General features: G+C 33.0%; 13 protein-coding genes and 1 pseudogene. 6 read left to right on the plus strand and 8 right to left on the minus strand.

From position 1 onward, the window contains the following. Positions 1–139 precede the first annotated feature (139 nt). The 6 genes from JNUCC51_RS21320 to JNUCC51_RS21345 all read right to left on the minus strand — a co-directional run bounded on the left by JNUCC51_RS21320 (position 140) and on the right by JNUCC51_RS21345 (position 5,038). The gene (locus JNUCC51_RS21320; RefSeq protein WP_337989652.1) at positions 140–868 is read right to left on the minus strand and encodes an ABC transporter permease; all 729 of its coding nucleotides are present in this window, start codon (positions 866–868) and stop codon (positions 140–142) included. A gap of 9 nt (positions 869–877) precedes the next feature. Then, positions 878–1,591, minus strand: coding sequence for an ABC transporter permease (locus tag JNUCC51_RS21325; RefSeq protein WP_337989653.1), 714 nt, complete (start codon positions 1,589–1,591; stop codon positions 878–880). After that, positions 1,591–2,508 carry an ABC transporter ATP-binding protein gene (locus JNUCC51_RS21330; protein WP_337989654.1) on the minus strand — a complete coding sequence of 306 codons (918 nt, stop codon included), beginning with the start codon at positions 2,506–2,508 and terminating at the stop codon, positions 1,591–1,593. Before JNUCC51_RS21330 ends, JNUCC51_RS21325 begins: the two co-directional genes overlap by 1 nt. Positions 2,509–2,578: 70 nt before the next feature. Next, on the minus strand, positions 2,579–3,616 hold the full coding sequence (locus JNUCC51_RS21335) for a sensor histidine kinase (protein ID WP_337989655.1): 1,038 nt from the start codon (positions 3,614–3,616) through the stop codon (positions 2,579–2,581). Next, positions 3,613–4,335 (minus strand): response regulator transcription factor, encoded by a 723-nt coding sequence (locus JNUCC51_RS21340; protein ID WP_443137014.1) that lies wholly within the window; start codon positions 4,333–4,335, stop codon positions 3,613–3,615. The genes JNUCC51_RS21335 and JNUCC51_RS21340 overlap by 4 nt, the downstream gene beginning before the upstream one ends. A gap of 241 nt (positions 4,336–4,576) precedes the next feature. Beyond that, positions 4,577–5,038, minus strand: coding sequence for a DUF4365 domain-containing protein (locus JNUCC51_RS21345; RefSeq protein ID WP_337989656.1), 462 nt, complete (start codon positions 5,036–5,038; stop codon positions 4,577–4,579). A gap of 142 nt (positions 5,039–5,180) precedes the next feature. Between JNUCC51_RS21345 and JNUCC51_RS21350 the strand changes: the two genes are divergently transcribed. After that, positions 5,181–5,831: a hypothetical protein gene (locus JNUCC51_RS21350; RefSeq protein ID WP_337989657.1), complete on the plus strand. Its 651-nt coding sequence runs from the start codon at positions 5,181–5,183 to the stop codon at positions 5,829–5,831. A gap of 140 nt (positions 5,832–5,971) precedes the next feature. Here JNUCC51_RS21350 and JNUCC51_RS21355 read toward each other — a convergent pair whose 3' ends face one another. Beyond that, positions 5,972–6,667, minus strand: a complete 696-nt coding sequence (locus tag JNUCC51_RS21355; RefSeq protein WP_443136962.1) for a VC0807 family protein — start codon at positions 6,665–6,667, stop codon at positions 5,972–5,974. A gap of 273 nt (positions 6,668–6,940) precedes the next feature. Here JNUCC51_RS21355 and JNUCC51_RS24880 point away from each other — a divergent pair. After that, positions 6,941–7,315, plus strand: a pseudogene (locus JNUCC51_RS24880) (MFS transporter); the annotation flags it as partial. Between the two features lie 377 nt (positions 7,316–7,692). On the opposite strand, the gene JNUCC51_RS21360 reads toward JNUCC51_RS24880, so the two are convergent. After that, positions 7,693–8,601 (minus strand): LysR family transcriptional regulator, encoded by a 909-nt coding sequence (locus tag JNUCC51_RS21360; RefSeq protein WP_337989659.1) that lies wholly within the window; start codon positions 8,599–8,601, stop codon positions 7,693–7,695. A 209-nt stretch (positions 8,602–8,810) separates the two neighbouring features. Between JNUCC51_RS21360 and JNUCC51_RS21365 the strand changes: the two genes are divergently transcribed. From JNUCC51_RS21365 to JNUCC51_RS21380, 4 genes are all read left to right on the plus strand, one after another. Then, positions 8,811–10,187 carry an aminotransferase family protein gene (locus JNUCC51_RS21365; RefSeq protein WP_337989660.1) on the plus strand — a complete coding sequence of 459 codons (1,377 nt, stop codon included), beginning with the start codon at positions 8,811–8,813 and terminating at the stop codon, positions 10,185–10,187. A gap of 60 nt (positions 10,188–10,247) precedes the next feature. Then, positions 10,248–11,669, plus strand: coding sequence for an NAD-dependent succinate-semialdehyde dehydrogenase (locus JNUCC51_RS21370; protein WP_337989661.1), 1,422 nt, complete (start codon positions 10,248–10,250; stop codon positions 11,667–11,669). Positions 11,670–11,822: 153 nt separating this feature from the next. Continuing rightward, complete coding sequence (locus tag JNUCC51_RS21375) at positions 11,823–12,479, plus strand: GNAT family N-acetyltransferase (RefSeq protein WP_337989662.1); 657 nt, start codon at positions 11,823–11,825, stop codon at positions 12,477–12,479. A 157-nt stretch (positions 12,480–12,636) separates the two neighbouring features. Further along, a complete protein-coding gene (locus JNUCC51_RS21380) occupies positions 12,637–14,271 on the plus strand; it encodes an amidohydrolase (protein WP_337989663.1) in 1,635 nt (544 codons plus the stop codon). Positions 14,272–14,379: the final 108 nt, after the last annotated feature.

A 14,379-nucleotide genomic window follows, 5' to 3' on the forward strand; every position in this document is an offset into this window, starting at 1 on the left:
TTTTTCGAAAAGATTGTTGCTATTCCACTAGGGGGGAGGTTAGTTGAATAAAGAATTATAATCAAAAGGTAAATGAAAAATTTCATTTACCTTTTGAGGTATATTTATATTTCCTTTATCCCAAAGTACTCCTTACAAATTAAGACCATTCTTTTTTTATAAAACTTTGATAGCTCCATAAGCTATATATTAGAAAAGTAATAATTAATATAGGATATAGATTATATAAATCTACTCTAGGGGAAAATGGAGAATCTTCAGGCATCATAAGGTAAAATGGTAGAGCAGAAGGAAACCAAGATCCAATTATAGAAGGCAGTCCAGTAATGACTATATTAGGAACAACCATACCAATAATGAACACTAGGGAAGTTGCAAAATTTTTGATATAAATGACTATTCCTAGTTGAAGAGCTACAAGTGGTACTATGGAAATCATCCCTAAAATGAAACTTTTGATTAGTAATTCAGTCGGGAAAATTCCAGTTGCATTCATTAACTTACCAGTACTATAAAAACAAAGAATAAATATACATTGATAAAAAAATAATAGGAAGAATACCCAAAATACCTTTGTGAGATATAATTTTTTTCTTGCAAAAGGTGCGGTGAAAAGAAGTTTCCAATTACCTCCTGAATGCTCGAACTTAAATAATAATGAAATAATGATTCCTGTCATTAAAGGAAAGAAAAACATTGAATAAAAATTTACTGAGTAAGTATAAAAATCAATCCAGGTAATTGCTTGATGTGTTGTTAATGTAATGATCGCAACTGTAGAATTAATAATCCCACTTCCAATAAGCAATATTATTACTAAGAGCCAGGGTATTTTCATCTGTTCTGCTCGAATAAAGTTACTTAACATTTTTCCACCTCAATTTACTTCTTTTTTTGAAAATAAAATTGCTCCGAATATCGTCCCTATAACACCTATTAACAATCCACTGATTGCCCACTTTGTTGCTTCATTCATTAATGGTGTTGCCAATGAAGGATATGTCCAAGGAGCGAAATGCATAAACGGTAATGATGAACGTGCAAGAAATGAACCAGAAATAGCTCCTATCAATCCAATTGCAAGAGGAAATACTTGGTTCCGATTAAATATTGAAATGAAAAATTGAATAGATAATACTCCAAATGAAGCAAAATAAGGATAAAAAATTTGCTTGAACAGCAACTCCCAAACAATTTTTGATGGCCCCACAAAAATAGACCAAATAATGAACATACATACAAAAATAAGTAAAGACATAATGAATAAAATTCCATAAATAAGAATAATCTTGCTCCAATATAATTTTATTTTAGAGATTGTTGTTGCTAAAAGTTGCTTCCAAGTCCGAGCATCATCTTCTAATCCAACTAGCATTGAAGAAAGAATTGTTATACCTAATAAAAGAACAATTGGAAAGAATAAATTTAATACAGCCATAATAAAAACCCCATTAGAATTCATTACTTCTTCTTTCCAAAAATATGATTGTAAAGTTACAACAATACTTAACCCAATTACACTCAAAAGTACTACAAATACAATAGGCAAACGTTTAAGCTTTAATGCTTCAGTAAGTAGCAGTCGATACATTATAGTAAATCACCCTTTTGGGTTAAAGTTAAAAAGAGATCTTCAAGAGATTTTCTTACCTCTGTAACTGAATAAATTGAATGTTTATTGAAGACTAACTGTTCTATTATCTCAGCTGTTTTATTTTTGCTAATAGAATCAAGAACTATTTTTTCTTCACTCACTAGATCTGCATTCAAATGACATTCTTTCAGATAAAGAAAGGCTTCTTTAGCCTTACTTAATTCAATATGTAGTTTTGATTCTCCTTGTCGCTGTAAATTAGTTAATGTATCTTGATAAATTAATTGCCCATTATTAATGATTCCTACGTGAGTAGCGATTTGATTTACTTCACTTAATAAATGACTTGAAATTAGGATTGTAATACCACTTTTTTGAGACAATTCTTTAATCAAATTTCGTATTTCCTGAATACCAGATGGATCAAGACCATTTGTTGGCTCATCAAGAATTAATAATTTAGGGTTATTAATAAGGGCTGCTGCAATTCCTAATCTTTGCTTCATACCTAATGAGTAATTTTTAACGAGTTTGTTCTTTTCTGTTTCTAATCCAACTAATTTTAGTTTTTCATCTATTCTAGATTTTGGTAGGCCGAGCATAGTCGTCAGGATTTCTAAGTTTTTATACCCTGTTAAATGTCCATAATAAGAAGGTGATTCAACTAACGAACCTGTTTGACCTAAAATAAAATCACGATTTCCAATTAGTTTTTTTTCGAAAATTTTTATTTCTCCTTCGGTTGGCTTAATCAGTCCTAATATCATCCGTATAGTTGTTGTTTTTCCAGCCCCGTTCGGACCTAAAAAACCATATATACTTCCTTCAGGTATTTTTAAATTTAATTCGGTAACAGAACATTTCTTTTTGTACATTTTAGTTAATTGTATAGTTTCAACGATATTTTTAATCATTATATTTTCACCTCTATTACATAGTAGTGATTTAAAATAAACAGAAAGTAAACAGGGAGTTAAAAGTAATCTAACTTTTAACTCCCTTAAATTTAATCTTTATTATTGTTCCTTTTCCTAGCTCGCTTTGAATTAAAATTTCCCCATCTTGTAATTCAATTAGTTTTTTTGCAATAACCAATCCAAATCCATTGTAGTTTCTTTTATTTTGTTCTACATCTTGTAATACCCGATCATTAATCCCTTTTCCATTATCTTTAATTTCAACTATGAGATTTAGAGGAGATAGCCGAATAGAAATAGCGATACTAGTTTCTGGTGGATTATGTTTAATAGCATTAGTTAAAAGATTATTGATAGAACGACTAATTAATTTCTCATCAACACTAATAATGTAAGAAGAGATATTTGTGTTAAAACTTAATATTTGATCTGATGAATTAGGGTTATTAGCTGCATCAAGAACTATATTCTCTACTAAGCAAACAATATCAACTTTACACTTGTTTACCACAATATCTCCATTATCAAAGCGAAACTGAAAATGTAAGTCTTTAATTAGTTCTTCCATATAATCGGACTTTTCTTCGATAATATTTAAATACTTATATCTTTCCTCATCATTCCAGTTATATTGAGGTGAGTTTAATAATTTTGCATATGCCTTGATATAGGATAGTGGGGTTTTTAAATCGTGAGATACACCTGAAATCCATTCATTTTTCGCTTGTTCTAATAGTACTTGTTTTCTATTGTTTTCGTTTAGTCTTTTAGAGAGCTTATCAATATTAAAAAATAAATCTTCATACAACTTAACAGGAGTTGCAACAAATTTTTTCATTTCTTTTATTTCAGACTCATCCTTACCTAATTCTTCAATAAAAACAATGAGTTGAAAGAGAGGTCTGCATAAATACCAACCATACGAAAATGAAAAAATCAAAAGTATAGTAATACTAAAAATAATCATAAGTAACTGAAAAAAAGTTGTGGAAATTAGTGAATTAGATAAAAGTACAGATAAAAATATGTAAATAATGATTAACAGAAGTAATAAAAGCATTAATGCTTTAAGAAAGTGTGTAATAATTCTTGAGAAAAATTTCAATGTTCTCCACCATTATCAGATAATAATAGTTTATAACCTAATCCTCTAGAGTTTATTAGTATAGTAGGGTTTTTAGGATCATATTCTATCTTTTTCCTTAACCTTGAAATATGAACAGCAATCGTTTTATCATCTCCTAATGATAATTCTCCCCAAACATATTGATATAATTGTCTAACACTAAAGATTCTATTTGGATGTTCACATAAAAAAATCAATAATTCAAACTCTTTAGCAGGGCAATCAATCTCTTTTTTATTAACAATAATTTGACCTGATTCCTTGATTACACGTACATTTTCACTCAATTTCCATATTGTTAACGGTGTTTCTCTTCTTAAACTAGAAGAAGCTCTTTTTTGTCTGCGTAAATGAGCTTTTACTCTTGCTACAATTTCTAAAGGATTAAAAGGTTTAGTAATATAATCATCTCCACCAACTGTTAGCCCAATAATCTTATCAGTATCTTCATCTTTAGCTGTTAAAAATAGAATTAAAGCATTAGACTCAAGCCTCATTTGTCTACATACTTCTAAACCATCTATATCAGGGAGCATAATATCTAAAATGATTAAATCAAATGAATATTTCTTCACTAATTCAATAGCTTGTAATCCTGTAGAAGCTGTATGTATATTTGTGAAGCCTTCTTTATTTAAAGTTATTTGAAGTATTTCTAAAAGCCCACTTTCATCATCTACTAATAATATTTCGTCTATGATAATTACCTCCTGAAAAATTGTTTTAGTACCTCATTTAATAACACTATGTATAAAATTGTAAGCAAAAAAATCGGTAATTACCACTGTAAATGAGAAGAAGAGGACTAATTAATGTTATTTATACTTTGGCTTGTCGTACCGTTTTTAGGGGTTTTATCATTTTTAAATTTCACTACTTTTTTAAGAGCTTAAAGAATGGAAAAAGCACTCATAACTAAAATTTTTCAGGAGCAGTTTTTTATAAAAAATCTTGAATTGAGTCTTCAAATTTAAAAATTTCGAGTATTGAGTAGTTTCTTTTAGATATATTTACTCCGTACTCTGGAATGCTTTTTTGTCCATGTTTGTCATAATTTCTGTCAACAAATATTTCATTTGGTACTTCCCATGCTTGAGATGGAATAAGAAAAATATCTGGTAGTTTTCCAGCTTCAAATATCAGTAAAGCAAGATAAAGATTTTTATTTGTTATATCAAACTTGCTTTTTTGCATAAACACGTAGCCTGTACCTCTTAGAGATTTCACTTGTATCTCACAGAAACGGTTATTCTTATCTTTCACTACAAAATCTATTCCGTGGTCATCCACTTCTGAAGTATAAACATCGCATCCATGTGAGGCAAACTCCATTTTTGTATAATATTCTGCATATCTTCCCAATTGTTGGGGCTTAAGTTGTGTCCAATTAGTATTTGGCAAAATTCTTCCTCCGAGTTGTCTGATTTGCAAGTATTCATATTGTTTGTATCTATATACCAAATAATAACATGCGGTGATAAAATAGTAGTAGATTAATTTGGAAATTACGTTACTAAGGGCTTTTACAGAGAAGGAGACAGCTATGGAGAAGTATTACTTTAACCTTATGCAATTTTTTGAAGGCTATGTTCGGAATTACAGGAAATTGAATTTATCTCAGTTACATAATCGTTCTATGTTTACAAATCGTGAAATTGAATATTTTGCTAATTTGGGAGAAATGTTGGGTTTTGATGCATTTATAGAAGATTCAAAGTTTGATAAATCAAAGGGACGTTCCCGACCAATGGACTTATCATGGTGGAAGTGGGATGCCAGAATTGATAAAGAAAACTTTTTATACCTTGCATTACATTTAGAAAGAGAATTTAATTGTAATAAAGATGTAGAGACGATTGAAAAACTCTTTTCTGATACAGAAGAAGGCTATATTCCCCATAATGTCATTGGGATACAGTACATAGAATCAGCAGACAGAATTGATTATTTAAACGACTTAATTCTTCAAAAAAATATGATTCAACTGTCTAATTGTCTAATGGTCTATCGATTTTATGATACTGGTTTGGATTTAGAACGAGTTTATGCGTATAGCTTTACTCCACAAGGATTGATTAGTGAGAGAAATGCTATATGTAATCAGGATGACTCTGGCTACTGGTATATTTGTTTTGACGAAGACTATGTACCGTTACAAAATAATAAAAGAATCACCAATTCAATTAAGCTTTAAAAAACTTAATGGAAGTTTAGATAGGATGGAGCTACAAGGGATTAAGGGAGCAAAACAAAAGGACTTGTGTAAGGAGATTTTTTTATAAGCACAAGTCCAATCCTTATTAAACTATCCTTGTTAGGACAAGAAAATGAAGCTTATTCAACAGTTGCGTTTGATTGTTGGAGAGCTAGATTATTGTTGTCTTGTACTTGATTTTGTTGCTTAGCAAAAAAGTTTCGTACTGGGACATTTATATAAAAGAACATGCCTATAAGGAGAATCGAGAAAGCCCACCCTGCGATTTGCTTATATATCAACATGCCGCCATAACCATCAATTCCGTATTTTTGAAGTAGGTATACTGTTAACCCTGCCATAAAAAGTCCTCTGATGATAAAAATTACCTGAATAACTTGAAACCATTTAAAGATTCCTTTTTGAAAAAATAATGCTCTGCTGTCCATTCGTGCATAACCTTGCAAATATACAAAATCAACAGCAAGATATAAAGAAAGAGGACGCTTAATTATTAGCGTAACAATATAAAGAAATGTATAAAAGAGACTTAGATATACACCATTCCAAATCATTTGCTCTGCTGAACCTGATAGCAAATTAACCGTCGTGCCTAGTGCTAATGAGCTTAAGATTAATAAGCCCGTAATGTTAAATTGCTTATCTAAAATAAAGCGGTAAATGGTATAAACAATTCCAGGAATAGTTGAAATCAGCATTGCTGTATAATCACCTAAAGGCTCTCTACTAAAATTCCATATAACATAAGGTAATACTGCATAAAAAATCAACTCTAATAAAACTAATATTTTGCTTGTATGTTGTTTTTTCACCATTTCCCCCTCCAGCTCTATTCAGCTTGTACCTTTTATATTTATAGAGGTTTAAACTACCTAATTTGCCCAATAGTTTAACAAGCTAAAACATTTTCTTAAACTAAATTGCTACGTTATTTTAATGACTGAATAATCAGACGTTTAATTCTATTATACTACATTTACAAATGGTATTTTCAACCAAATTCAAATTATAAAGCTACTTTAAAAAACAGGTTTTTATTGTTACCTATAATTCATATATATAGTAAAAACTAATAGGAGTAGAAATCATTGGACAAACAAAATAGCAGATATAGATGGGGTGTATTTGTTTCTGTATTATTTACTTATTTGTTAATGGCGAGTCAGCGTACCGTCCCCAAGACTAATTACAGACCAATTGAAGCGAGATTTTAATGTAACAGCATCAACGGGGTTATAAGACAAAAAAAAAAATTTGGCCCAAATCGATCAGCTAAAATCCCCATCAGAATTTGCAAACTCGTATAGATTAAAAATAGGTTTAGGGAAATTATTTATAGTATGGGTACATATGAATTCGTTCTGTTTTTTTGCCAGAATACTAACTGGTGTAGGGGATGCGACCATATGGGTTAACATGGGCTAATTTTGGCTCAATGGTTTCATACAAAGAAATTTGTTCGTTGAATAAAAAAATATTTGGACAAACATCTATGGGCGATGGGATACCTTTATGACAGCTATACAGTAAACGAAGAAATTATAAGAAATTACATTGCGAAACAATTTAATGAATATGAGAATGATGTTTTCTGTATTGAAGAATGAGTTTAGTCCATATACATTGTGCTTGAGCACAAGAGATTTGAGAAGGGCTTCAGCCTTAGATAAAAAAGATTTTAGTCATGGACATTCATGACAAAACCCACCTGCTTTAGCAGGTGGTAAGTTAAAGCACCCTTACCTTAACTGATGTTAAAGTGAGAGTGCTTATTTTTACTTACTTATTATGCATTATACTGAATATTTTAACTTGAACGCCATTACTTAAATCATATTAATTATTGAAAAATGCTTGTCATTTTTTCTGCAACCTCTTCGGTAATCGCAAGAAATCGTTTGGAAATTGATGTCATGTAACGATCCTTAAGTGTAATTATATTAAGTTTTGTTTGTAACACTGGATTTGCTAGTGGTCTAAGTACTGGTAAATCAGGAGAGTTAAGTAGCTTGAAACAGCTAGGTACAAAACAAATTCCTGCGCCTTTCATTACCATCATAAGTGTTGGTAATGTTTCTGTGCCCCAGTAAACAACATTAGGCGTAAATCCACTTTTTTGGCATGCCTCGATCACATCATCAGCAACACCTGATCCATAAGATGTTGTATTTAAAAGAAATCGTTCGTTTTTCAAGTCTGCAATATCAATAGAATCTTTTTCACATAGATGATGGTTGGGTGGAAGAGCTAAAAGTAAAGGTTCTGTTAGTAGTGTTGAAGTATGGATGTCTTCCGCTCTCACTGAAGTTCGGACAATTCCAATATCTATTTTATGACTTCTTAGTTCTTCTAAAATATATGATGTATTACCCTCGCTAACATGTGTAACTATGTTAGGAGTTTCCTTTTGAATTTTTTTTAAGACATTTGGCAAAATAAATAGATTTGCTGAAGTAGTACAACCCAATTTCACAGTACCCCTAATTCCTTCATGAAACTCGATTAATTTCTTCTCCGTATTCTCAGATAAATCAAGTAATTCTTTTCCTTTTTCATATAAAAATACTCCACTTGGTGTTAACTCAAGAGATCTACCTAAACGATTAAACAAAGTGACATTTAATTCTTGTTCAAATTTTCTAATTAAAATACTTAAGGGAGGTTGAGTCATTTGCAGTGCAGTAGCAGCTTTTGTAATGCTACCTTCCTCAACTACTGTAATAAAACAATGTAAACGATGAAGGTTCATTTTGATAACTCCTCCTTTTAGTATTCATAAAATATATGGAAGTCATATAAATATTATAATTTACATTATAAAAATGTAAAGATATAATATTTTCATAATTAAGAATAGTTAAAAAATGGTTTTAAGTTGTATTTCAGTTTGAAGTTAGTTGATACCAGAGTGTGTCTTTCCAATCACAAATTATTAATTTATAAATGGAGGTTTTATCAATGACAACTAAAATTACTCAACAATCAAAAACTGTAGAGTTAGCTAAACTGGACAAAAAGCACTTCCTACATCCAGCTACAAATCCGAAGGCTTTAATTGACAATGGACCACCTATTATCTTTGTTAAAGGTAAAGGCGTTACAGTTACAAGTACAGATGATGTGGAATACATCGACGGGATGTCAATGCTTTGGAACGTGAACTTAGGACATGGGAATCAAGAACTTGCAGATGCTGGTAATAGTCAATTATCTACCCTCGCGTATGCATCATCATTTAAAGGATTCTCAAATGAACCATCCATTCTACTTGCTAAAAAATTAGCTGAGTTAGCACCAGGAGATTTAAACAGTGTATTCTACACTTCTGGTGGGTCAGAATCAAATGATACAGCAATTAAATTAGCTCGTTTCTACTGGGAGCTTAAAGGGAAATCAGAAAAAAGAAAGATTATTGCGCTAACGAATGCTTATCACGGTGTAACAATAGGAGCGCAAACAGCTACTGGTCTTGCAGCATACCACAAGTTCGCATCATCAAATATAGACGGAGTTGTTCGTGCAACAGCCCACCTATTAAACAGTGAGTTAGGCGATAAAAGTGACCCGAACTATGCAGATTCTATCCGTGGAACAATTGAAAGAGAAGGTGCGGAGACGATTGCTGGAATTATTATTGAACCTGTGCAAGGTGCGGGCGGAGTTAATATTCCACCAGAAGGTTACTTAGAAGCAGTTCGTAAAATCTGTGACGAGCACAATATCCTTTTCATGGCAGATGAAGTTATTTGTGGATTTGGTCGTACGGGGAAAATGTTTGGTATAGAAAACTGGAATGTTGTCCCTGATATGATGTCAATTGCAAAAGGAATTACGAGTGGTTATTCGCAACTTGGCGGTGTCATGATGAATGATGAAATTAGAGAAACAATTACTAACTTCGATGCTGTAATCCCACATGGTTTCACATATAGTGGCCATCCGACTGCTTGTGCGATTGGACTGAAAAACATTGAAATACTAGAGCGTGATAATATTATTGACCATGTAAACGAGATGGAGAAAGAACTTAAAAAAGGATTAGATTACTTAGCTGAAAAACATAGTATTGTAACAAATTGCAGAGTAATTGGACTGTTGGCTGCATTTGAACTTTATGAAGATCCAACAAGTGGAAAATTGTTTGATCCAACGGTTTTCCCAGCAAATGCGGTAGTTGACGCATGTTTCAATCGCCAATTAATATTAAGAGCGCTTGGAGCGTATAACCAAATTGTGGCAATTGCACCACCGCTTATTATTAATAAAGAAGAAATTGAAAAAATGATTCAAATTATAGACGATTCGATTACTGCTTTTAAAAATACACGCAACTAAACTATTCCTATAAAGTAAGTTGAGTAGTGGGGTTATAGTTAAAAAAGGGGAGGTTCTCTAGTGCTTTATATAAATGGTGAATGGCGAGATACAGGAAATAAATTAGATGTAACAAATCCTGCGACAGGAGAAATAATTAGAACTGTTGCTACAGGTGGTAAAACTGAAACTAAAGAAGCAATCGAAAGTGCGAAGAGAGCATTTGAATTCTGGGGTAAGACAACTGGAAATGAGCGCAGCAACTACATGTTTCAAGTGGTTCAATTGATGAAAGAAAAAACAAAAGAATTAGCTGAAACAATTACACTTGAAAATGGTAAGCCTTTACCAGATGCTACTCGTGAAGTAGCAGGTGCGATCGGCTATCTAGAATGGTATGCAGAGGAAGCTAAGAGAATTTATGGGGAAACAATTCCTGCATCTGCAGCTGATAAACACTTAATGGTAATTCGCGAACCTGTTGGGGTATGTGCAGCTATTACACCATGGAATTTCCCGTTATCGATGATTACAAGAAAAATTGCACCTGCACTTGCTGCAGGTTGTACGATTGTTTTAAAACCGGCTGACCTAACTCCTCTTTCGGCGATAAAAGTATTCGAATGCTTTCATGAAGTTGGACTACCTGCCGGAGTTGCAAACCTGATAATTGGCCCAGCTGAAGAAATTGGAAACGAAATGACGAGTAACCCAGACGTTCGTAAAATTACATTTACTGGCTCGACGCGTGTGGGGAAAAAACTTATCCGTGATTCGTCTGATACAGTGAAGAAAATATCAATGGAGCTTGGTGGACACGCACCGTATATTGTGTTTGAAGATGCTGATATTGACGCAGCAGTTAATGGTATCTTAGTGTCTAAGTTTATTAACTCAGGTCAAACTTGCATCAGCACCAACCGGATTTACGTAGCAGAAACTATAGCTGATGAATTCTCAGGAAAGTTAGCTGAAAAGGTATCTAAATTAGTTGTAGGAAATGGATTAGAAGATGGCGTAAATGTCGGTCCAGTAATTAATAAAGTGGCTCTTGAAAAAGTGAAAAGTCAAGTAGAAGACGCTGTGAAACATGATGGTAAAGTAATTGCGGGAGGTAAAGTAATTACATTAAATAATGGAAGCGGTTACTTCTTTGAGCCGACAGTTATTCAATATGCAAGCGATAATATGAAGATTACAACAGAAGAAACATTTGGACCAGTTGCACCAATTTATACATTTAAGACGGAAGAAGAGGTAGTAGAAAGAGCAAACCATCCTGAATATGGTCTTGCAGCTTATTGTTATACGCGAGACATTGGTCGAGGCTTACGAATGATGCGTGCTTTAGAGTTCGGAATTGTTGGTATTAATGATCCAGCTCCAGTGGTTGTACAAGCTCCGTTTGGTGGTATGAAGGAAAGCGGAATGGGGAAGGAAGGTGGTTGGTACGGACTTGAGGAGTACTTGGAGAAGAAGTTTGTATCGATTTATTTAAAATGATAAAAATTGTTACTGATCTAGGTAACTAAATATATTGTAGTAGACTTATCAATATTCTCCATGTCTCTCATACATAATTTCTAAAGAGTGTATGGGAGACAGTCTACAATAAACTTTAATTTAATTCCAATAAAATAAGAGGGTGAATTTATTATGCCTAATGTAAATTTAAAAAATAATGGACAAGAAATAGTTGTCCGCAATATTTTAAAAGAGGATCTTGCTGAAGTTGCCGCACTTTCTATGAAGTGTTTTGGACCTGATATGGCATTAAAATATGAGCATTTTGAAAGTCAGATTGAGTTGTTTCCAGAAGGTCAAATTTGTCTAGAATATAACGGTAAAATTGTAGGAACCGCTTTAAGTCTAATAGTAAATTTTGAAGATTATGGAGATAGTCACTCATATTTTCAAATCTGTGATTTAGGATTTATTCGAAATCATAACCCTAATGGTAGAAACCTATATGGTATTGAAATTGGAGTACATGAAGATTTTAGAGGGTTACAATTGGGACGTCATTTGTACGATGGCCGAAAAAGAATATGTGAGAAACTTAACTTAGAAAATATCTTAGTAGGTGGTCGTATACCTTTTTACTATAAATATGCTGAGCAGATGAGTGCAGATGAGTATGTACTAGAGGTAATGAAAGGGAAAATATATGATCCTGTATTAACATTCCAATTGAAAAACGGATACGTATTAAATAAAGTAATGCCAGGCTATTTACCAGGGGATATTGAGTCATTAGAATATGCAACACTTTTGGAATGGAAAAATCCAGTTTACAAGCTTAAATTAGTATGAGTCCTTTGTCCGTTATGTTCGCCTATTTTAATAGGCGAACAGTGGATGCCCATTGTTTATTGAGATTATTTAACTTCTTTAGTTATGTAAGCGCTTTCAAGTGATTGTTATAAGAGTTCCATTAGAAGTAAATCTTAGATAAAGAGAGGAGTTATATATGGTTATCGCTGATAAAGTTATTTCGAGTGAAGCAGTATTTACAGGTTTAGAAAATGAAGCAAAGCCAGCTGCTATTGCGATTAAAGGTAACAAAATCATTGCGGTAGGTTCGATGGAGGAAATAAAACCATTTATAGGTTTAAACACGAAGGAATATCATTATGGCAACCAACTCATTATGCCAGGATTTCATGATGCGCACCTTCATCTCATGTTTGGTAGTCTTTTCTCGCATGCAAGTATCAATTTATCGGATGCTCATTCGGAAGAAGAAGTTGCTAGTTTAGTAAAGCAATTCTCGGAAAACGTGCATGCTGATGAGTGGATTATAGGCTATGGATGGGATCATACAAATTGGGCAGAGAAATGCTTGCCGACACGTTTTTCTTTAGACAAAGTAGTTCCTAATCGCCCGATTATTCTTTTCCACGCAGAAGGTCATTATGCGTGGGTTAATAGTTTAGCACTTGAAAATGCTAGGGTTACAAATGAAACTGAAGACCCTCCTAATGGTACGATTCAAAAAGATGAAAATAATGAAATCACAGGAATTCTTCTTGAAACAGCAATGAATTTAGTTGTGGATATTGCTCTCGCATTTCCGGATAAACGGAAAGAAGAATTGTTTGAAGAGTTCTTAAAAAAATCAGCTCAATTAGGCATTACATCAGTAAATGATTTGTTTGCAAGTAGTTTTGATAAGTTAAATAGTTTCGATATGTATAAGGCATATGATGAAGCTGGAAAACTTACAACTCGAATTCATCTTTACCCTGAGTTAAATGATGATATAGATAGAGCGATAAGCTTGCGTGAAAAGTACAATTCTGAAAAATTACAGCTTGCAGGACTTAAGCAGTTTATTGATGGCGTTGTAACTGGACATACCGCATACATGTTAGATCCTTACTTAGACAAACCTATAACACGAGGGAGTACTGCTTTTCCTGTAGAAACGATCAAAAACTGGGTGACAAAAGCGGACAAAGAAGGATTTCAAATTCGCTTTCATACAATTGGTGATGGCGCAGTTAGGCTTGCTCTAGACATATTTGAAGAAGCAAGGATGAATAATGGTGTGAGAGATTCACGACATGCGCTAGAGCATATTGAAGTGATTCATCCGACAGATATTAAGAGATTTAAAGAATTGGGGGTTGTTCCATCTGTACAGCCTTCTCATCTAGCATTGATGCCAAAAGAAAGTCATACATTGCGTGTCGGTAAAGAAAAAGACCCTTATACGTATTTATGTAAAACGTTATACGACGCAGTCGAGAATATTGCTTTTGGTACAGACTACCCAATAACAACATTAGATCCTTTTAAAGAAATTTTCCATGCGATTACGAGATTAGACTTTACTGGTGATTATGAGTGGAATAGTCAAGAGCAGATAACACTCGCAGAAGCTTTGAAAGCGTATACAAAAGGTTCAGCATACAGCACATTCAGAGAAAAAGATTTGGGTACATTAGAAGTTGGAAAATTAGCAGATATTATTGTACTAGATAAAAACCTCTTTGAAGTAGAAAATAAAGAAATTCTGCAAACGAAAGTTTTGTTAACAATTATGGATGGTGAAGTTGTATATCTTCATTCAGCAGAAAACTCCCACCTCTACAGGTGGTGAGATGAATGCGGTTTTGGTTCCTTTTCAGTGGGTGTCCAAACACCTACTGAAATAGAGGAACTCAGTCTAAGAACGCCACGTCCTGTGGCAACAACTGAGTGACCAACA

It is taken from the genome of Lysinibacillus sp. JNUCC 51 (assembly GCF_015999525.1).
Lineage (GTDB): Bacteria > Bacillota > Bacilli > Bacillales_A > Planococcaceae > Lysinibacillus > Lysinibacillus xylanilyticus.